We start from the raw sequence: 21,129 nt of genomic DNA, 5'->3' as shown, positions 1-21,129 counted from the left end.
CTTTTTTACATAATAAATCACTTATTTCCCACGCAATTTATAACCCTTTCCCACTCTATCTCCGTAAGATATAACGCCTCAAATGCAAAAAAGTCTTCACATACTTTTTCAATTAGATGTGGATTTTTCTTAAGGAAATTCCACTGTAACGCTTTAGGAAGAAAATACGTTTCATACTCTTTACTTCCTCTTACTACCTCATCCACTTCTCTTTCACAGATTCCTCTTATTAAATAATCATTTCTTAATTGAATCTGTATTTGTTGAAACATTTCACTACATTTCTTCAATTGGATTAAACAATTAATATATGTACGAAAAAGTTCGTTATCATAATTGCAACACTTTATTATACGTTCCATTTCATTCATAATGTACGAGCCTTTTCTTCTATTTGTAATAACCACTTTTCCCGCTTCTCTCGTTTACTCGTTTTCACAGATTGAAAAACAGATCGTTTTATATCGCGAATGCCGCAAAAACGTAAAACCCCTCTTTTCATCATAATCCAATCTGCTGATCGATATAATAAGGCGACGTACCATAACGGTGAGTCTAACGTATTAATCACCCACGCCTTCTTCCCCTTCAATAATCCTTTCGGCAGGGCACCTTCATATTTATAAGCAAAGCCAGCAACGAAAATGCGATCAATAAACCCTTTTAAAATAGCAGGCATCCCCCACCACCATATCGGATATATAAAGAGAAGCGTATCTGCTTTTTCCACTAACGTTCTGTACCGGGCTGTTTCTTCTTCATTTACTAAATCACGTCTTTTCTTATCCTCATTAAATACAAGGACTGGATCAAATTGTTCTTTATATAAATCAAGTACCGTAACCGAATGATCTGTTTCTTGTAATCCTTTTTGCACATGCTTTAAAATCGCCGCATTAAAACTGGAAGGACTGGGATGAGCGTATACAATTAGTACATTCACTACAAAACAACTCCCTCTATAAGTTAAAGTTTCCCCTTCTTTAACATCTTCTCTACAATTTGCACGTTTTTTGAGCTTTGTAATAAACGGTTTAATACGGTAAGTAACTCTTCCTTGTCTAAATCTTTCAGTTTCTCTTTCACCGTACTTTCACCAGTGCCTTGAATATCATAAACAACTGCCGCCATATGTTTACAATAGTTTTCATAAGGACACTCGCAGCTACTTTCTGTAAAATCTTCAAGATCAATAATCACTTCATAGTTTCCTGCATTTCCAGTAACGAAAGCAAATATTTTCTTGTCTTGTATTTCAACATCTTCTACATGTCCCTCTTCATAATATTCATACCCTTTATCCATAATGTACTTAGGAATCCATTTCGTTATATCATGTAATAAGTAAGCGTACATAACAACACCTCTTCCTTTAATTCCCTTTTGACTTCCATAACCCCTGCATGTTATTCTAATAACTGTCAAATAGCAAGTCTATATGACAAAACGACTGACACCTATTCGGCGGAGGTGTCTCTTTTCATTTGCAGCCGATATGAAGTGCCTCTTTCAGGCACATTCAATCTTTGACACTACACACTCAACACCATTCCCTTGTATCAGGCTGCTCAAGCAGTCTTTTACTCTACATACTTCAAAAAAAAGAGAGCTTAGCTCCCTTTTCCCGCCTTATAAAATACCCCTTTTTCAGTATAGAGATATTCATCAGCTAATGTAATTTTCCCATCCAGTTTCAGTTCATCTAATAGTCTTGATAAATAAAATTGATGTAACATCTTTTTCGTGAATTTTCCTTCATGATGCGAAACGATATGTTCTTGAATATCTAACAATGATATTGGCTTACCTTGCTCTATCATATATTCATAAACTGTACTACGCAGTTTTACGTATTTTTCGAGTGTCACAGTACTTCGCAACCCCTTTCTTCTTAATATAAATTTTCGTAATCGGTTTTTTTGCAACAAAAAAACCTCTCCGATAAGAAGAAGTTACGTATATATCTTCGTCTTATCTCCCAGAACAAATATGTTCTGCTGGAATTAGCACCTGCATCGCGGTTGCTGGGTTTCATCGGGCCAGTCCCTCCACCTCTCTGGATAAGAAAATATTCACTTAATTCTTACTATACGTAATTTCATTTCAATTGTCAAACAAATACAACAAATTATATTTTCTTTCTTCCTGTTCATACTATACATATATGAATATGCAAGGAGGAGTATGAAATGCACGAAAATGCTCGCGGATATGTACAAGATTCTTTTCAATCATTACAAGAAGCAAAACATTGTTTAGAAGCAGCGCTACAGACTGTTGAAAAAGATTTTAATCGCGCTCGTATTGAACAATCACTTTATGCGATCGAACAAGCTATTCAACGCTGTGATTACACAGTTCATATTTTAGAACAAGATTGAAAAAACTTCCCATCATAAGGTGGGAAGTTTTTTCAAATGGCATACTTCATAATTATTACCGTTATGATTAAAAAATATACAGAATTAGCAATTTCTAAAATACCTACTTTTATAATAGAAATTTTTTTACCGTACAACATAATTGCTCGCATGACACTTGGTATAAAAATAAGAGAACACCACGGATTCATAGCAAATACAATGATTGTTAATACAATATGATAACCCCAAGATATAAAACGATACTTCGGGTTATTTTTCTCACGTATCATCGTTTTCACATAAAACGTACTTCCTAAAAAATATAAAAATGATATAAGTGCAATAAATAGTGCTGTTTTATCTATAAGTTTCATTGAAAAATAATAACTAACTAAACCGCCAATACAGAAAACAATAATCGCACTAATGTCATTTAGTAACGCTCTTTCATTCTTTTGACGAGCGTAATACATATTTACAATAAATAATGGAATCATTACTGCTACGAATAAAAGGATGCGCCATTCATATAATAGAGAAATCATTCCAAATACGAACGCGATGATAAAATATACAATTGCAGCATGTAACAACTCTTTTTTTCGTCTTTGCTTTATGTACATAAGAAATGGATACGTAGCTAAATAGATAAAGAACCAAGCTAAAAACAATGGAATATGATACATAGTAGGTTTCCCAAGAATAACACTTAATAGAAATGGTATAACGAGCATAGCCCATGCACCGTGTTGCTCCGGAATAACTAACTTCATTAACTATACACCTCCCTTTTGAAAATAACTCTCACCTACTATTATACAAATAATTTTATATAATAACGGATATATATTGAATCGATTTTTTGACAATAAAAAATGCTCCTTACAATATGTAAGAAGCATGAAAGAGGCAAACGAATATGTAAGTCGCGACCCTACCTTATATGAGTATGCTTTTCTATGCCATGTTATGCTTTTCTAATATGCCATATTTCTTTTTAAATCTTGTAAGAATCGTAATCCAAGACGTACTAAATAATAGTAAGAAAACAACATTCGAAATCGCATGGCTCAAATCGAAATAAAAACTTGCGATATAATACGAAATGACAGCTTCCCACGTTGCCTCACGTATGAAACCGAGAAGCCCCCAGAAGTTCATAATCCAGCCAAATAAAAATCCAACAAACAATCCGTATAGAAGTCTTCCCCATAGCTTTCGCATTAAAAATGTATTACGTAATAATCCAGCTATAAAACCAATCATACCCCACGAAAACATTTGCCACGGCGTCCACGGACCTTGTCCTAAAAAAATGTTAGATACGATAGCCGCTGTTGCACCAATCATAAAACCAGTTTCACTCCCAAACACAATTGCAGAAACGATAATGACAAATGAAGTCGGTTGTACACTTGGCAATATCGAAAATGGTACGCGGCTAACTGCTGCAATTGCCGCTAACACAGCAACGAGTACAATTTCACGTGAAACAAAAGCCTTTCTTTCAAAGCGGATATAAAACGGTAACATAATAACAACTAATAAAAACAAACTACTTAACATGTAATAACCGTCCATGATAAGTGTAGTAAAGAGTAATGTGCCTATTATTACTGCAAAAATACATATTATGAATGCAACATATCGTTTGGACACGCTTCGTACACATCCTCCCACGTTAATGCATATGGTAACTCTTTTCGAATAAATCGATTAATAGAGGTTGTATAAAAGAAGTTGCCACTAAAAAATTCTTTCGGTGTATCATTCATAATGACTGCTCCGTCAAATAACATCATACATTGATCAACGTATTTCGCTGCAAACTCAATATCATGCGTTGCCATTACAATTGTTGTACCTTCTTTTTGTAGCTTTCTAAATATCTCTCCTACTCTTTCTTTTTTCCACGGATCTAATCCCTTTGTCGGTTCATCAAGTAATAATAAAGTCGGCTTTGATAATAACGTTGTACATAACGCAAGTAGTTGTTGCTCTCCCCCGCTACAATCATGCGGATGGCGTTCTTTAAGCGAGCACAACCAAAACTTCTTCAACATATCTTCTGCTATTTCTTTTCCTTGTTCTCCGTATAACTCGCGTGCACGTTCATACACTTCTTCCCACACTGTATCAAATGTAAAATGATAATACGGATGCTGTGATACATACCCGATACTTTTAAATCGTTCTTTCGAATCAATTTTATGTATCACTTTCCCATTCCACTTTACTTTCCCTCTTCTCGCTTTTTGCAATCCCGCTAAAATCGTCAAAAGCGTGGACTTCCCGGTACCGTTTTTTCCAACGAGAGCTACCCATTTTTCTTTTTCAATCGATACGGTTAAGTCTCGTAAAATAAGTGGACTATTTTTTTCATATTGAAACGAAATATGCTCTGCACTTAAAATAACTTCGTGTTTTTCACTTTTTGCTACTGGCTCATTCACATATGATATCTCTGAAAAGTTATTCAGTTTCATTTGCGCTTCTCGCACTGTAAACGGAATATCTTCTACATTCCATTCTAAAAACAATCTTGGAATTTGCGGAATAAATGGACGGAACTTTTCAACTTCCCACATATTCGCTATAACCGTTTTAGGGCTGCCATCATACACGATTTGACCATTATTCATACAAATAACGCGTGTTGCAAGTGGTATCACTTCATCTAAACGATGTTCACTTAAAACAATCGTAATGCCAAGTTCTTCGTTAATACGTTTTAACAATCCTAAAAACTCTTTCGCTGCAATTGGATCTAACTGCGCCGTCGGTTCATCTAATAATAATAGTTTTGGCTGCATAACTAATACCGCAGCTAAATTGACGAGCTGCTTTTGCCCGCCAGATAACGTATGAACAGATTGGTGCAATAAATCTTGAAATCCTAAGAAGCTAATAAGCTCTGCTATTCGTTTTTGAATAATCTGTGATGGTAACCCGATATTTTCTAAAGAAAATGCTAATTCTTGAATGACCGTATCCATTACGAGCTGATTTTCTGGATTTTGAAATACCATACCAATTTCTTGTGCAGATAATAAATCAGGTACTTCCTCTAATAAAACGTCCTCATAAAAAATTTCTCCTGAACGTGTACCGATTGGAAGTAATTCCTTTTTAAAATGTTTCAATAAAGTCGTCTTTCCAGAGCCTGACCCTCCAGCAAGTGCAATAAACTCTCCTTTTTGAATAGAAAGAGAAATATGCTGTAACGCATATTCGTTCTCATCAGCATATACAAATGATAAATTGTTTATTTCTGCATGCGCCACCATATCCATTCCTTTCCTTCCATTATAATTGGTAGACTAATAAACATCATAAATACTCCGAACATCACTCCATCGTATTGCTGAAATAGAATAGATTCGACTTTCGGATAAATGATTAGCTTTCCCCCGCCATACGTATTACATATAATAGCAATGATAAGTAGAATACTTAAATAACTGAGCGTACACCAATCTCGTCTTTCCATTCTATACCGAATATATGTCGTACGCTTCGTTACACCAAATCCACGGGCTTGCATAGAATCTGCTGTTTGCAGCGCATCTTCTAATGAACAAATTAATAATACTTGTAGCAATTGCATACCATTTTTCACCCGTTCCACAATGGAACCTGCATCTACTTGTATACCTTTTGTCTTTTGGACGAGTGTTATTTTCTGTAATCGCCTCATAAACAATGGAACAAACCTCACCGTAATCATCGTTAACAATGCTACTTTCGGTGAAATTCTAGAAAACAAATATAAAAATTTATGACTTGAAATAATATCATTATACGAAGCAAACGTAAACATAATCGCAACTAATAATAACCCCATTACTAGTCCGAACATAATCGCCTCAAGCTTAATACGGCTATCACCTAACCAAAATAATGTAGTTCGGCCTCTATGCGTTAATAACGAATTAAATAAAATGACCATAAAAAAGAAAACGATTGTGCTCGGTAACATCTTTCTTATCTTTTCGCTATTCCCTTGCATCACATTGATTATAACGATTAATAGAATTGCCCCAATTAAAAAAAGAGGATGAAGACACATCATACATAGTATCATCACCCCGATATAATAGAAAAAATTCACAAAAGGATGTAAAGAAGAAAAACTTATTTTCATAGTCCTTTACCGAATGCCTTTCTTATTTTAATACATACACCCACTCGATTGTATCTCCTGGTTTAACTGTTACTACACCTGCACTATGGTTTGGAAACGCACCGTTCACACGATATTTCCATCCACTAGTAGCTGTAATATCTTTTTCATATAAATCATTAATCCCTTTTACATAAACATCGCCTTTAGATCCACTCGCATCCACATCTAAACCTGTACGTTGCAATACTTTATACACTGTATCGCCTTCTTGTACATCCATTTTTTTCGCACCTAATAAGTAGCCTTCATTACCTTTTACTGAGATCGTAACTTGTTTTGCTTGTGGTTTAGGTGGTTCTGGTGGTGGTGGTGGTACCGGTGTTGGCGGAGTTGGTACACTATTGTTCTCTTCTGGATTTTTCTTTTGCTCCTGCTTCGGTGTTTCTTTCGGCTGATTCACAACCTTCGCTTCTTCTTTTACTTCTGGTGTTTTCGGTTGTTGTTGTTTCTCTTCTTGTGCTTTTTGCTGTTCTGGTTGCTTAGCAGCAGGCTGTTCTTTAGGTTTCTCTTCTTGCTTTACTTCCGGTTGTGCCTGTGTTTTTTCTTCTTTCGGCTTCTCTTCTACTTTTTGTTCTTGTTTCTCTTTCTCGTCGTCTTGCTTATTTTGCTCTTGTTCAGCTTGTTTCTCCTCCGGTTTTTCTTCCGGTTTCGCTTCATCTTTTTTCTCTTCTTGTTTTGCTACTTCTTCTTGCTTTGGTTCTACTTTTTTCTCAGGCTTTACAGCTGCCTCTTCACATCCGGCAAGTAGCCCAAGTGAAAGCATTAAAGAAATAAACCACTTCATCTTACTCATGTTGTCTCTCACCTTTCATATTAAAAATTAGGAGCAAATGATTGCTCCTAATTTTTGTTAAGCTGCTTTACGTCTCCATAATACATATGCAGAAGCAATACATAATACACCCATACCTACTTCTGTAGCTGCACTATGAGAAGATGCTCCTGTTTTTGGTAGTGTGCTACCGTTTCCTGACTTTTTGCTTTTAACCGGTTCGTTATCAACAACAACTTTTAAATTATCATCTTTTGTTTCTTGTTGTACTTGTTTTTGTTCTTCTGGTTGTTCAGTAACTTCTTTTTCTACTACAACATTTTCTGAATCCACATTTGGTTTCTTATCGATTTCAGGAACAGATACATTTGACCAGTCATAAATCGATTTTTCAAGATCTTTAAACTGAAGTAGTGCTAATAACGCTTGCTCTGTAGCCATTCCGCTACCGTTTTGATCACTTGGTAACCATTTGAATTCACCATTTGGAAGTTGATATGACAGTAGATTTTGCACTGCCTTATGTAGACGGTTTTGATCTACATCTTTCACAAGTGATAGTCCAATAATTGCTTGCGCAACACTATTAGAGTTTTCTTGTCCATCAGCAGAAAAACCACCATTTTCTAGTTGCTCTTTATATAAATAGGCAACAGCTTTTTCTACAGCTGTCTTCACATCTGGTCGATCTTGATATGGAGCTAATGCTGATAAAACCATACCTGTTACATCAACGCTACTAGCACTGTCTTTACTGCTTGCGCTATCGTAAGTCCAGCCGCCATCTGTATGCTGTGAGTTTAAAAGCGCATCTACTAAAGCAACTCGATTCCATTTTGAATTCACTGGAACTTCATATTTCTTCGTATCAAATGCAAGTAAAGCAAATGTATAACCTGTAACAGAATTTACTTTATCTGATTCATACAATTTTTGAACTAAATTATGTTCGCCAACCTTTGTAGGGTCTGCTTGCATTGCATTCATCATAATAATCGTTCTAGCTAAATCTGTCGCTGAAAAACGGTTAATGCGCTTTTCTACTTTTTCAGTTACTGACTTAACATAATTTAATTTCGCCTCAATTGGAACATTCTTTCCAGAAAGAGAAAGGCCTAAAGCTACCCAATCACTTTCAATTCCATCTTGTAACATCTTTTCAGATGTCTTAGAGATCGCGTCATTTACTTTCGCTGCTGGAACTTGAATGTTCTCTTGCTTTGGTTGTTCTGGTTTTTCTTGTTTTGAATCATCTATTTTTGGTTCTTCTGGTTTTTCTTGTTTTGGATCATCTGTTTTTGGTTCTTCTGGTTTTTCTTGTTTTGGATCATCCGTTTTTGGTTCTTCTGGTTTTTCTTGTTTTGGATCATCTGGTTTTTCTTGTTTTGGATCATCTGTCTTTGGTTCTTCTACAGTTTTACAAGTACCAAATTTATCTAATGTTTGCTGTAATGTTTCCTGGCTCATATTGCTCCAGTCTGCAACAAAACGAAAGACAACAACATCTCCAGACTTTAATTTATAACTATCTGCTCCAACTTCTACAGATTTATCATTTACATCATACAACCAGCCGCTTGTGTCCCCAGCCATTAAGCCGTCAATGCCTTTAACATACGTTCCAAACGACATCGTCTCTGCTGTTACTTTGTCCCCCATGACTTTTTGCAGCAAACTTAAAGCTGTTTCCCCATCTGTAATTTGCTCTTCTTTCGGACATAACATAATGCCCTTTTGTGATTCACCAATAATTGCAAGTTTTGCTGTATTTCCTTCAGCAAACGTAATATGTACTGTATTCGCAAAAGAAACAAATACAAGTGTAACTGCCATTAACGACGTAAGCAGCCATTTTTTTAACATTGCCATCCCAAAATTTCCTCCCTTACTACTATTCACACAAAAAAAGGCCCTTCAAGGGCGTGCAATTGACACTCTTTTTTTGTAAGTGTCGAACAAACTGTGCAACACCTCCTACCCGCATCATGCGCGGCTATATTTGTATAGAAAAAATAATTTTGTTTATGAACGTATCATTGCGATAACATTCACTTTTCTAGGCACTTCTTACTTCCATTTCAGTTATCGTAAAACGATAAACCTATACATTCTGTAAATTATAAATTTCTGTATTATTTTACTATTGACAAAGAATTTTGTCCATGCTTTATCGGATTTATTTTCTAAGAATAGTAACTTACTAGCCTTTAACGATGCAAACTCTTTTCACTAATAATGACGCCATCTTCATCCGCATACACATATTCATTCGGCTTCCATTCTACTTGTCCAAATTGCAATGAAATATTTCGTTCTCCTTTCCCTTCTTTTACACTTCTATTTGGTAATGTCCCTAACGCTAAAATACCTATATTCATATTCTTTAGTTCACTAGAATCACGAACATAACCATATACAATAATTCCTGTAAGCTTTCTTTCCTCCGCAATAGCTGCCAAATTATCACCAAGTAACGCACAATTCGTAGATGCTCCGCCATCAACAACTAATACCGTTCCTTCTGGTAGTGTTTGCAATCCTTCCTTCACTAGTACATTATCATCCTTCACTTTTACCGTTGCAATTTTCCCGTAAAATTGTTCTTTCTTCCCAAATGACCGAAAAGACTGGCGACATATTTGTAATTCTTTTTCAAACTCATCACATAGATCCGTAGTTTTCCACATCTTATTCCCCTCTTTTCCTTATTCTTTCTATATAACATATTCTTGGATTATTTTCGTTTCCCTGTCTAATGTTGCAATAATTTGTATGCGCGGGAAAAGGACAGAAAAACTATTGCCTTAGGAAGCAACCTTTATTATAATCTATTTCACAGATAAATTTCAGAATATTAAAAATTAACCAAGTGAAAAAGGAGGGGTTTTATGCAATTACAAACTGAGGCAAAAAAACATCCTAGTAAACGAAATTTTAAAATGCCTGACGCGTACGTACTACTATTTTTTATCGCCTTACTTTGTGCAATAGCTACATATTTCGTTCCTGCTGGAGAATTTAAAAGAGTTACAAACGGCACTGTTACGACGACAATACCAGGAAGTTATCATTCTGTTCCACAATCGCCGGTAGGATTTGTTTCTTTTTTTACTGCTATTGAAAAAGGAATGACACTTGCTGCTCCTATCATCTTCTTAATTTTATTTACAGGTGGAGCCATTGCCATTCTTGAAAAGACAGGTGCTCTTGACGGTTTAATCTATCATGTAATTAATAAATTTCGTAATCAGCAATTACTTTTCATTTGCATTGTCGCCGCACTCTTTTCTATTCTCGGAACGACTGGCATTATCGTTAACTCAGTTATCGGCTTTATCCCCATCGGCATCATCGTTGCACGCGCATTAAAATGGGACGCTATCGTCGGCGTAGCAATTATTTACTTAGGCACTTATGCTGGTTTTAACGCTACTATATTATCTCCCTCACCTTTAGGCATTTCACAAAAAATCGCAGAACTCCCGATGTTTTCAGGGATTGGTTTACGTACGGCAATTTATATCTCTTTTTTAATTGCTACCATTCTTTATATTAATTGGTACGTAAAACGTTTAAAGAAATCGAATAAAGGAAGCATTCTCGGCGACAACTGGTTTCCAAGTAATGCTCTTTCAAGCGAGAAAGAAATAGTGAAAACAGAAGTTCCTTGGACAATACGTCATAAATTAATTTTACTCGTTTCAGCTTTATCATTAATTGTATTTTTAATAGGCGCTTTCCGTCTACATTGGACAGATGCAGAAATGACCGCTACTTTTATTTTCATAGCAATTACAGCGGGAATAATAGGTGGTATGAAAGCAAACGATATCGCTTCTACTTTTCTAGCAGGCTGCCAAAATCTCATATACGGTGCTTTGATCGTCGGAATGGCTCGTTGTATTTCAGTCATTTTAGAACAAGGCAAATTGCTTGATACAATTGTGAATCAGCTAGCACAGTCTCTCGAAGGACAAAGCCCTGTATTTGGCGTTATCGGTATGTATGTAAGTAGTGCCGCATTACATTTCCTCATTTCATCCGGGACAGGAGAATCTGTTATTTTCATTCCGATATTAGCTCCATTAGCTGATTTCATGCACATTACACGCCAAGTTACAGTACAAGCTGTTATGCTCGGCGAAGGTGTGGTAAACTGCCTCAATCCAACTTCCGGTGTTTTAATGGGCGTACTCGCAGCGAGCGGCATTTCTTACGGAAAATGGATTCGGTTTATGGCTCCTCTTGCATTCATCTGGTTTATCATCGGACTTATTTTTCTTATTGTTGGCGTGAATATTGAGTGGGGGCCGTATTAAAAGACTCATATTATACTTTACTTGATAAAATATCGATTCTATTCTCCAATCCTATAAAAATCACTTATTCTAGTATAGATATAAATAGGGATTGATCATAGTGATCAATCCCTTCTTTCAAAGTAAAATACCTTTAAGTATTTTAGTTCCAAATTTTATTTACCCATTCCGGATGATCAATAAAAGGATTACGATTATGTTGATATTTCGTAAAAATCACTTCATTACGCTTTCGCTCTAAATCATCTACAGGATCTTGTTCATTCCATTTTAGTAAAACGGATAGTTTGCCCATGTATGGATCTTTATTGTTATTCACCTTTTCATTTAATTCTAAGTCTATTTCGCCGTTGTCTCCTTCATAACGAACAGCCATGTAAAATAGCATTCTAGCGATATCTCCTTTTACACTATCACGAGGTTCCCAAGAATCACTGTCATATTTACATTCTGTCGCTTCCGAATGATTTACACCACCATTATCAAAATCCAGATTTCCACGTGAGCTATTTACAGATACATCCGTCGCTCTTAAATGATGCAAATCCGTTCCAGCTCCTGCAGTCGTTCCAAAATCACCGTGAGATTTTGCCCAAACATGCTCTCGGTTCCAATTATCAACTCCTGAACCATTCGTAAGTTTCCCTTGCGAACGCCCAGTATATAAGAGTATCACATTGTTTTTATTATTTGGATCTTCATCAGTATTTCTTAGTGCTTCCCAAACCGCACTGTATGATAACTTTGTATGATCATCAATAATATTATGAAGTTCCTTCTTTAATTCTAAACCCGTTTTTCCTATTGCATTATTATAATATGTATCATCATAGCTTTTTACAGTAATCTCTTGTGGTGATGCAGAAGCTACTTCACCGTGTATAATATCTGTGAATGATAGAGATGCAGTACTTAAAATAAAAAATGAAGATAGTGTAACCATAGCAAGCTTTGTATTTCGAAACTTCATATACCCATTTCCCCTTTAACATATAATTTGAAGCTATTAACTAAAAAATGCTTTCTAACCCCTAAAAACTTTTAGAAAGCCATACCCATCCTTTTCTTTTTATTTAATACAAAACTCTATTGAGTCTGTATTATTTCCACACTTTTTGTTTATCTACTTTTCACAAGGAATATCCTTCTCTAGTACAGATTATTAAAATATTCTTTACAATTAAAAAGTAGTTTAATGTTAACCTATAAATTTCAATTTTTTTATGCAATTATGCATATTTGATAAATCGACTTTTCCTTTTTCTATAACTGTCTTTATTTTTTTTGTAAAACCCTTCTTCCTCTCAAGAATAAGTACAAAAATAGATTGGATACCATGTAGGCACCAATCTATTTTAATTAAAGAAACTGTGTCAATTCTGAGTTCACAACACGTTGTGCAGTAATGATAACACTTTCAGCTGTTAGTCCATAAACACTATATAGGCCACCAGGTTGATTAGGAACAATTTGAACTTCATATTCAAATGCTTGTCCAAAAGCAGGATGAACTAAACTTAGAGTTGCAAAAGTAGAAGCATTAGAATTCACATTGAAGTTTACCTGTTCAATTAATGCTAATGAACCGTCAAGTCTAAAAACTCTAGCTACTCCAGTAAGTGGGCCCGCAGTACGGTTAAGGATCTTCACCCTAACTCTATTTGCATTAGCAGGTTGATTTCCTACATTTTCAATTGGTCCTGTAGTAAGAGCCATATAACATCACCTCCATTATATTATTATGATATTCAACGATAAACATTGACGTTATAGTTTAATTACCCAATTTATTTTAAATAAAAAAGCTTGTTTCTTATATTTTTTATAAGAAACAAGCTTTTCTTTTTCAACTACCATTCCTAAGACAAGTTTATCCGTCTCGAAAACATTTACAGTTACTTGACGTTTATACTGGGACAGAACTACTACTATTTACTTTGCATTGAATCTATATATTTTTTAACTACTTCATATACATATTCTTGATTTGCCGCCGCTGTATTTGGATTATATTTTCCGCCGTTTGTTTTATTGTTAGATAACACTCGAATTCCTAAAAATGGTACGTCATACGCTTTTGCGATTTGCGCTGCTGCAGCGCCTTCCATTTCCTCAACAGATGTACCGTATTTTGTATGGAACCATTTAATTCTATCAACTTCATTATTCCAAACATCTGCTGAACCAATCGTACCTTCCACTACTTTACCTTTTGTATATTTATCTTTTACCGCATTAGCTGCTGCAAGTAAATTCTTATCTCCCTCGTAGTATCGGATTTTCTCAGCATTTGGATCTTCTCCTGCACTTCCTTCAGAAGCCATTAAGTCCATTGAAATCCATTTTGTCGGTTCAATCCCTTGATTCTCATCCATATTTGTTGTTTTTAATGAACCTATATTCGCAACTTTTTTCCCCAAAACAATATCAAATACATTTAAATTAGGATCATGTCCACCTGATGTTCCTTGGTTAATAATCGCTATAGGCTTATATTTTTCAATAGCCACTGCTGTAGCGGCTGCTGTATTTTCCATTCCTTTACCTGTTTTCGCTACAATTACAGGATAATTGTCGACAGTGCCTTTATAAAATACGAAAGTTCCAGACTTTTCTTCTTTCACATTTTTTAATCTTTTTGCAAACTTCTCAGCCTCTATCGGCATTGGCCCTTGAATTAAAATAGGTTGTTGATTACTTTTTGCCTCAACTTGTTTTGGACCCGCATTACATCCCGCAAGTATTGAGAATGACAATGCAACAGTAGTTACTAGGGCAGCACATTTTTTCAACGTATTCTTCTTCATAAACAATCTCCTCTTTCTCTTGTTGTTTTCTATACTCGATACTTTTGGTCCAAACAAAAAAGTTCTAGAAATTGTAGAAGAATTTCTACTTTCTAGAACTACGGTAGTCAAAGTTAATTAAGCACATGCAAAATTATAAATCGGTAGCGTACATTACATAGCACGGCCGAATACTTTAACCCGTAGTCCAGTTCTTTCATTGGGAACTAGGTAGAAACGCTCGGACCATATTACCGAGTATATACGAGTGATGATGTGTAAAATTATTATATTGGTAATATATCAAACTTTTAGTGTGCATGCAATCTAAAAGTGAACGTTTTTATTAAAAAAATTTTTAATGTTCGTTTTTAACAGGTTAATTAATCGTATCCTCCATTTTAAAACGGAAAATATCACAAAAAACTTACAATCCAAATACTAAACTAAATCCACCTACCGCTAGACTATCGCCTTTCACACGCCCCAGGAAGGAGACTCCTTTCGGATAATACGTTAAAACTATGCAACTCTCTACCTAGTATCTCACCGTTATCTTATAATAATGACAAAAGGATTGATTATAGTAATCAATCCTTTTCATTTTCATCTCTCAAAACTAAATCTCTGCATCTAATAAATTGTACTCATTGTCAAAAGAAGCATGGATTCTATGTCCACCAAATACATCTCCATCATTATATTCGCAATATATATCATTTTCTCTAATTACAATGTCCACAAGAGTAATAGATTGCTCAAATGTTTCTTTCGTCATATCATATTCTCCTGCATCTACAGCATCCCAATCTAAATGTTCATCATTCTCATCATATTCAGGCCAAAAATCATTTTTATACTCTATTAATTCTTTCGCTATAGCGACCTTAGATTTTTTATCAAATTCTTCTAAACATACATAAAGCTTTTCTGCTCTTTTCATCATTTCATGTACGTGTACACGTTCATTTCTAATATCCAATTCCCAATGTACTTTTCCCTCGTTTTGCTCATATGTATGAAAAGTTTCATTAAAGATAAACATTCCAATTAATTCACTTTTTATTGATTTTTCCATAATCTCAATTCCTTTCTATGCGAAACAAAGAAACGATTATATTATAAGTAGTTATAGCCGTTGACTTTCATATTATATAAAACCTGCATTATAGAGAAAATAAAACTTTAGTTGGATTGAAGTAAAGTGAATTAAGTATCCTATATTTCCCGCCTCTTCCAATAAAAACAACAAGCCCCTCCCGTTTGAAGAGAGGGTCAATCTTTATTTTGTTCTTCTAACAATTGAATAATCCTATCTAACTTTTGCTCAACTGGATCTTGCTTTTTACGATTACTAGTATGCCGAATTATGCGTATTATCCCGCCAATCAATACACCGATAATCAATGCAGTAATGGCATAATAAATACTGGTTCCTAAAGACATTATTCAGAACTCCTTTTTCCTTATTATACCATCAAAAAAAGTCATATGTTGCGTAATTTCGGTTGTATATGTTATTCATGTTAATACATTTCCACGCCTATTATTAACCCACAACGATCAATCGCTCTCCCTACTACATTCCTCTTATTCATCAAATTTTGCTTAGAGAGTCTTACTTCCTGCATATTGCGAGATAAAACGCGCATCCATCCAATTCACAATTATTTCTTCCAACTCTGGATGAAGTGGCTTATCCGCACTTTCCACATAAATCTTTTTAAATTCCAACGCTTTAAAATCACCTTCAAAATATTTCAAAGTATGATCCATATTTTTTATTACATGTACTTCAGAATCACCTTTCACATAATTACCAATTCTCTTCGCTTTTTCAGGATTCGCCTGAAAGTCTTTATCACCAGCAATAGCTAGTACTGGACATGTTACTTGTTGTAAGTCTTTATAAATATCATGCTGAAAATGCTCTCTAAACCATTTTGCATTCATTGGCTTAAATCCAATTTTAACAATATCTTTTTTGGAGTTTATCATTTTCTCTGTTGCCTTTTGAGCCTGCTTTTCTCCTCGTTTCTCAATATTGAGAAGACGCATTAGCTTGCCTTTTAGTCCTTTTTGCTCTTTTAACTCTTTATAAATAATCTCTCTTTGTCCTTTAGTAGCTTCTTCTAAAGATTCCGCAGCTCCTGTAAGAAGGATGAGTCCATTAACTGGTGTTCTTGCGTTTACTACAGTTGCTAACATACATCCTTCACTATGACCAGCTAAAATGATATTTTCCGGATCAACAAATGGCTGTTCTTTTAAATACATAATCGTAGCCTCTATATCACTAACTAAATCCCACATTCCAGTCTTCATGATATCTCCGTCACTCTTTCCTACTCCGCGCTTATCAAAACGGAGCGTTACTACTCCAAGCTTCGCCAATACATGCGCTAAATCTTTATATATGTTCGACTCAAGCTTTAGCGGTACTATCGTTCCATCACGATCAATCTCTCCAGATCCTGCGATAATGACAACCGCTGCATACTTCCCGTCGGCTTTCGGTTTAGTAATCGTACCTAGCAAAGTTAATTCACTCTTTATCGCTACTTCATACTCGTCAAAGGTCATTATATGAACCCTCCTTCTATTCAGTTATATCTAATTTGAACTTCAAACTCGCTATTATATTTTTGTACTCTCTTACATCTTTCATCGGAGCGAAAACTGGATTCTCTGCAATACTTTGTAGCATACTTCGCTTTATAATCTCTTCATTTCTAACCGTTTTAGCCCCGAGTGGAAATTCTGCAAACCATCCATCAATCGCATCAAAATAGGAATCACCGTGTAAATGCAGACAATTTACTGTGAAGCTTGCCGCACAAACCGTTACATATTTACGTAACATTTCTAATGCCTTTTCAAAATTCCCTTGCATACAATATACTTGTGCAGCAGCATAGTATACTTTTAAAGTCATATTGGGATGTAATGTTTCTATTTCATATATATTTATTAACATGAAAGCTCTATTTAAAATTACCTCTACCTTTTCAGCGTTTGAAGCATTTACTACTACATAATTCGGTATTGTCGCAACGAGTTGTATTAAATGTTGATACATACTAATTTGCATTATTTCATTTGCCTTTTCAGCATTTCCAAGCATTTGATATGCTTGGGCAATTAAATCCTCTTCTGGAACATTAGGACGTATCGTTCCGCCAAGCAATTGTAATACTTCATTCGGTTTATTGAGTATAAGATAACAAGTTGCTTGAAACGATACCGCCTCTTTCACAAGAGAAACATCGTCACTTTCTTCCTGCACTCTGCTAAAGAGATACATTGCCTCTTCTAAAATTTCAATTCTTTTATCCGTATCCTCTGTTAACATATGGTGATTAATAAAAAGTAGTCCCATTTGAAGTAATAACGGAAAACAAGAATAATATTTTTTGATTATTCCTCTGCACTCCATCATTACTTCATCAAACGGTTCTTCACTAAAAGCTTCCGCTAGTCTATGATATAAATTTTTAATATCTTCCTGTTCCATTTGCGGTGTATAACAGATTAGTTCATCTATACTTATATTAAAGTACGATGCTAACAGTGGTAAAAATGTAATATCCGGATAACTCTGCCCCGTCTCCCATTTGGAAACAGATGCCTTTGTAATACCTATATACGCCGCTAACTCTTCCTGCGTAATCCCCTTTTCTTTTCTCTTATCCGCAATTATTTTATGAATATTTATCTCCTTCACATCATCACCTCATACTTTTATTATATGCTTTTATTTCACACAAAATATGGATTTGAAGTCAACTTTCGTTAACAAAATCAACTGTTAGGAAACATCTCTCTAAAATGAAAGGCAGGAACATATTTGATATGTTCCTGCCTTTTTATTGTGGGGTACCGATACATAGCCATCTAGCTAGGATTTTGAAGTACTTCAAAATCAAAAATGTAATCTCACCACAGTTTTCTATGGGAATCCAGTGAACAGTTTATTTACATAATTCTCGTTCTCAGAAGTAAAGTTTTAAAAGCAATTTATCCATAGTGATATTAAAATTACTACTAACAGGGGTAGCACCACATCGCTATCAAGCTAAGAAAAGCAAATACCCCCAAAACGAAAAAACAAGCTGTTTTCTGTCATAAACACACGGAATTTTCAACCTAGGGGTGCTATAAAATTCTTAACTTGATAGGCAGGTGGCGATATCTCAAAGATAAATTAGTAGGTGTGAGTCTCTAAGTAGCCATTTGTTTTTTCAAAAAACTAATAAATGATTACTTTAGTAGATTATCTTTTTGATTAGCCAACATAAAAACTCGAATCGGTCGGTGTATTGGCATCCCTTTTACATTCAATATTTTAAATTTTTCGGATTTAGGGTCGTTATCAATGATGAATTTAAACATAACTGCAACGCCTAAATTGTTTGATACTGCAATTTTAATTGCTTCTGATTGATCCATTTCAATGATATATTTAGGTTGAAAATTGTATGTTTCACACCATTTTTCAAAATGATTTCTTGTGTTAGACCCTTCTTCTCGGATAATGAATCGATGTTTTTTTAATTCATGAAAATCAATAAAATTACTTATTTTAGCTAATGGATGGTTTGTACTTACAATTAAAACTAGCGTATCATGACCAAAGATTTCAGAATTTAATTTATCGTTTTGTATGTATAGTGATAATAAAGTTATTGAATTTTGATTAAAAAAGATAAGAGCCTTACTACATTCTATATGCAGCAAGGCTCTTTAAAGTTGTTTCAAATTATATCCATCTGCTTATGTAATGCTTAAAAAATGGATAATAAAGTTGTTTACTTCTTATTGAACTAACGCCCACGTTAGTTTAAGTGTAACTCTTCACAATTATTTGATATTATATAGATAAATAGAAAGATAAATTGGAATTTAGTTTATAGTTATAAAAATAAGTTATTTACACCCTTATAATTCTTCAAAAAGGAGAGTGTATGAAAAAAACTATTGTTTTTGTATTAACGATATTTATATTATTCTCAGGATTTGCAACACAAAGTTATGCGTTGTCAGATTCGAAATCTGTGGCAATACAAGCATTGCTAGATGATGCCTGTCGTACGTCAGGTGTGCCTGGAATGTCACTCTCAATACTTGCTGATGGTGAAGTGTTCTACTTTTCTTCTGGGTATGCAGATCTTGAAAAGGGACTGTCTGCAAGTGAAAATACACTCTATGAGTTGGCCTCGGTGAGTAAAGCTTTTACTGGTATGGGGATTTTGCTATTGGAAGAGCAAGGGCTGCTATCAATGACTGACCCTATCCAAAAATATTTACCTTGGTTTACGTTAAAGTATCAAGGTAAACCTGTTGATATGCAAAACCTTACACTAAATAACTTTCTTCACCATACCAGCGGCCTAACAAATATTAGACATCTTCAAAATATTCCACAAGGTAATACGCCTGATATGTTGCTAAAGACTGTGGAAACGCTGGTAGATGTAGAACTGGCGTTCTCTCCCGGTGAACAATATAACTATGGAACCGTTAATTATGACGTATTGGGTTTGGTTATTGAGATTGTATCACGACAAAGCTATGAAAATTTTATGAAGGAACAGGTATTTCTACCCTTAGGTCTTCACCAGACGTATGTTTATAAAGAAGATGCTCAAGCCACTGGACAGTTAGCGCAGGGCTACCGTTCTTCCTTTTTTATAACAACTCCATTTAACGCTCCGGATTATGCTGGGAATAAACCTGCCGGCTATATCATTTCTAATACAAAAGATATGGCGCGTTGGATGGGCATACAGATGGGTATCGTGCAGGACATACCCGAAATATTTCACAGGGCCATCGAAAAATCACATAGGGGTGATATGTCTGTTTCGGCTGTCAATGATATGTATTATGCGGCAGGTTGGTCGGTAAACGCCGAACAAACGTTTATAGCACACACTGGGGGTAATCCAAATTTTAGTACCAAAGTAGCCATACTGCCAAATGAAAGAACAGCCATCTGCTTACTGAGCAACGGCGCAAATACCAATATAAACCTGGTACTAAAAGTTAAAAATATATTAAACGGCAATCTAACTCAGTCATATGAGATAAGCGGCACACAGCTTTTGGACATCATTTTGTCGTCTACCACAATTATTCTTTGCCTATTAGCCGTTCTGTTATTTTTCTTAGGATTAAGAAAAAGAAAAACGAATGAGCAGCAGCCAATGACAAAAAAGAGAACAATCGTAACAATTATTTTCCTAATCGCTACGATTGCCCAGTGTATAATGTTTTTTGCCTTCGATTGGTCAACGATACTTATTTGGCAAACATATAGTGTTCTTACAGCTTTAATTTCGTCAACATTATTAACAGCAAGCATTACTTGGTTTGTATATACTCACCGATTAGATGCCTCGGTCCGAAAATAAGTATAATGTTAAGTAAGTAAATCTTAATTTATCGATATCCTAGTTAAACCCATTTGCTATTTCTTCCACTAACCTGCCTCGTTAGTAGAAGAAGGATTTTTTAACAACTATATTATTTGTTTAATGACTTTATTGTAAATTAAACAACTTTATTATCATTACATTGGAAGAAGAAAAAATAACAAAAAACAATAGTCTTCTAGATCCTGTTTCTCAACATTCTAGTAAAAGAGCTACTTTATTAGCTCTTTTTTATTGTAGAAAGATTGTATACCGTATTCACGTTTGGT

The 21,129-nt window shown here is 34.9% G+C and carries 22 protein-coding genes and 2 riboswitches; of the genes, 3 read left to right on the top strand and 19 right to left on the bottom strand.

From position 1 onward, the window contains the following. Positions 1-17: 17 nt before the first annotated feature. The 4 genes from QEP67_RS11055 to QEP67_RS11040 all read right to left on the bottom strand — a co-directional run bounded on the left by QEP67_RS11055 (position 18) and on the right by QEP67_RS11040 (position 1,928). Complete coding sequence (locus tag QEP67_RS11055) at positions 18-371, bottom strand: hypothetical protein (RefSeq protein WP_001004513.1); 354 nt, start codon at positions 369-371, stop codon at positions 18-20. Next, on the bottom strand, positions 368-943 hold the full coding sequence (locus QEP67_RS11050) for an NAD(P)H-dependent oxidoreductase (protein ID WP_001101662.1): 576 nt from the start codon (positions 941-943) through the stop codon (positions 368-370). The genes QEP67_RS11055 and QEP67_RS11050 overlap by 4 nt, the downstream gene beginning before the upstream one ends. A 23-nt stretch (positions 944-966) precedes the next feature. Then, a complete protein-coding gene (locus tag QEP67_RS11045) occupies positions 967-1,356 on the bottom strand; it encodes an SWIM zinc finger family protein (RefSeq protein WP_000271508.1) in 390 nt (129 codons plus the stop codon). Positions 1,357-1,610: 254 nt separating this feature from the next. Continuing rightward, the gene (locus tag QEP67_RS11040) at positions 1,611-1,928 is read right to left on the bottom strand and encodes a hypothetical protein (RefSeq protein ID WP_002108033.1); all 318 of its coding nucleotides are present in this window, start codon (positions 1,926-1,928) and stop codon (positions 1,611-1,613) included. 40 nt (positions 1,929-1,968) lie between these two features. Then, a riboswitch (SAM riboswitch) is annotated at positions 1,969-2,067 on the bottom strand. Between the two features lie 122 nt (positions 2,068-2,189). Between QEP67_RS11040 and QEP67_RS11035 the strand changes: the two genes are divergently transcribed. Further along, positions 2,190-2,381, top strand: a complete 192-nt coding sequence (locus tag QEP67_RS11035) for a hypothetical protein (protein ID WP_000544998.1) — start codon at positions 2,190-2,192, stop codon at positions 2,379-2,381. 32 nt (positions 2,382-2,413) lie between these two features. Here QEP67_RS11035 and QEP67_RS11030 read toward each other — a convergent pair whose 3' ends face one another. The 7 genes from QEP67_RS11030 to rraA form a co-directional block, all read right to left on the bottom strand. Continuing rightward, the gene (locus tag QEP67_RS11030; RefSeq protein ID WP_000779944.1) at positions 2,414-3,136 is read right to left on the bottom strand and encodes a YwiC-like family protein; all 723 of its coding nucleotides are present in this window, start codon (positions 3,134-3,136) and stop codon (positions 2,414-2,416) included. A gap of 184 nt (positions 3,137-3,320) precedes the next feature. After that, positions 3,321-4,022: an ECF transporter S component gene (locus tag QEP67_RS11025; RefSeq protein ID WP_002108030.1), complete on the bottom strand. Its 702-nt coding sequence runs from the start codon at positions 4,020-4,022 to the stop codon at positions 3,321-3,323. Further along, the gene (locus QEP67_RS11020) at positions 3,995-5,656 is read right to left on the bottom strand and encodes an energy-coupling factor ABC transporter ATP-binding protein (RefSeq protein WP_353706580.1); all 1,662 of its coding nucleotides are present in this window, start codon (positions 5,654-5,656) and stop codon (positions 3,995-3,997) included. The genes QEP67_RS11025 and QEP67_RS11020 overlap by 28 nt, the downstream gene beginning before the upstream one ends. Beyond that, positions 5,629-6,507 (bottom strand): energy-coupling factor transporter transmembrane component T, encoded by an 879-nt coding sequence (locus QEP67_RS11015; protein WP_002108021.1) that lies wholly within the window; start codon positions 6,505-6,507, stop codon positions 5,629-5,631. Before QEP67_RS11015 ends, QEP67_RS11020 begins: the two co-directional genes overlap by 28 nt. Before the next feature lie 22 nt (positions 6,508-6,529). After that, on the bottom strand, positions 6,530-7,342 hold the full coding sequence (locus QEP67_RS11010) for a DUF4430 domain-containing protein (RefSeq protein WP_064459705.1): 813 nt from the start codon (positions 7,340-7,342) through the stop codon (positions 6,530-6,532). 57 nt (positions 7,343-7,399) lie between these two features. Further along, a complete protein-coding gene (locus tag QEP67_RS11005) occupies positions 7,400-9,190 on the bottom strand; it encodes a DUF4430 domain-containing protein (protein WP_353706579.1) in 1,791 nt (596 codons plus the stop codon). 338 nt (positions 9,191-9,528) lie between these two features. Further along, positions 9,529-10,008 (bottom strand): ribonuclease E activity regulator RraA, encoded by a 480-nt coding sequence (rraA, locus tag QEP67_RS11000; protein WP_353706578.1) that lies wholly within the window; start codon positions 10,006-10,008, stop codon positions 9,529-9,531. A gap of 201 nt (positions 10,009-10,209) precedes the next feature. Here rraA and QEP67_RS10995 point away from each other — a divergent pair, with 201 nt between their 5' ends. Then, a complete protein-coding gene (locus tag QEP67_RS10995; protein WP_353706577.1) occupies positions 10,210-11,640 on the top strand; it encodes an SLC13 family permease in 1,431 nt (476 codons plus the stop codon). A gap of 142 nt (positions 11,641-11,782) precedes the next feature. On the opposite strand, the gene QEP67_RS10990 is transcribed toward QEP67_RS10995, so the two are convergent. The 8 genes from QEP67_RS10990 to QEP67_RS10955 all read right to left on the bottom strand — a co-directional run bounded on the left by QEP67_RS10990 (position 11,783) and on the right by QEP67_RS10955 (position 19,163). Continuing rightward, positions 11,783-12,610: an endonuclease gene (locus QEP67_RS10990; protein WP_074650874.1), complete on the bottom strand. Its 828-nt coding sequence runs from the start codon at positions 12,608-12,610 to the stop codon at positions 11,783-11,785. 389 nt (positions 12,611-12,999) lie between these two features. Continuing rightward, positions 13,000-13,356 carry a hypothetical protein gene (locus QEP67_RS10985; RefSeq protein WP_001229419.1) on the bottom strand — a complete coding sequence of 119 codons (357 nt, stop codon included), beginning with the start codon at positions 13,354-13,356 and terminating at the stop codon, positions 13,000-13,002. A gap of 212 nt (positions 13,357-13,568) precedes the next feature. Next, positions 13,569-14,447, bottom strand: a complete 879-nt coding sequence (locus QEP67_RS10980; RefSeq protein ID WP_064459703.1) for a 5'-methylthioadenosine/S-adenosylhomocysteine nucleosidase — start codon at positions 14,445-14,447, stop codon at positions 13,569-13,571. A 163-nt stretch (positions 14,448-14,610) separates the two neighbouring features. Beyond that, positions 14,611-14,714: riboswitch (purine riboswitch) on the bottom strand. Positions 14,715-15,045: 331 nt separating this feature from the next. After that, on the bottom strand, positions 15,046-15,504 hold the full coding sequence (locus tag QEP67_RS10975) for a DUF2262 domain-containing protein (protein WP_000415681.1): 459 nt from the start codon (positions 15,502-15,504) through the stop codon (positions 15,046-15,048). A 197-nt stretch (positions 15,505-15,701) separates the two neighbouring features. Further along, a complete protein-coding gene (locus QEP67_RS10970) occupies positions 15,702-15,872 on the bottom strand; it encodes a DUF4083 family protein (RefSeq protein ID WP_000052060.1) in 171 nt (56 codons plus the stop codon). A 162-nt stretch (positions 15,873-16,034) separates the two neighbouring features. Then, positions 16,035-17,009: an alpha/beta hydrolase gene (locus QEP67_RS10965; RefSeq protein WP_000141795.1), complete on the bottom strand. Its 975-nt coding sequence runs from the start codon at positions 17,007-17,009 to the stop codon at positions 16,035-16,037. A 16-nt stretch (positions 17,010-17,025) separates the two neighbouring features. After that, positions 17,026-18,150 carry a helix-turn-helix transcriptional regulator gene (locus QEP67_RS10960; protein ID WP_000659020.1) on the bottom strand — a complete coding sequence of 375 codons (1,125 nt, stop codon included), beginning with the start codon at positions 18,148-18,150 and terminating at the stop codon, positions 17,026-17,028. A gap of 536 nt (positions 18,151-18,686) precedes the next feature. Beyond that, a complete protein-coding gene (locus QEP67_RS10955; RefSeq protein WP_000902355.1) occupies positions 18,687-19,163 on the bottom strand; it encodes a LysR substrate-binding domain-containing protein in 477 nt (158 codons plus the stop codon). A gap of 227 nt (positions 19,164-19,390) precedes the next feature. Between QEP67_RS10955 and QEP67_RS10950 the strand changes: the two genes are divergently transcribed. Then, positions 19,391-20,839: a serine hydrolase domain-containing protein gene (locus QEP67_RS10950; RefSeq protein ID WP_000751388.1), complete on the top strand. Its 1,449-nt coding sequence runs from the start codon at positions 19,391-19,393 to the stop codon at positions 20,837-20,839. The last annotated feature ends 290 nt before the right edge of the window (positions 20,840-21,129 follow it).

Origin of the sequence: Bacillus cereus group sp. MS39 (assembly GCF_040448665.1) — a bacterium.
Taxonomy (GTDB): Bacteria; Bacillota; Bacilli; order Bacillales; family Bacillaceae_G; genus Bacillus_A; species Bacillus_A wiedmannii.
This window is presented reverse-complemented; position numbering and strand designations above follow the sequence as displayed.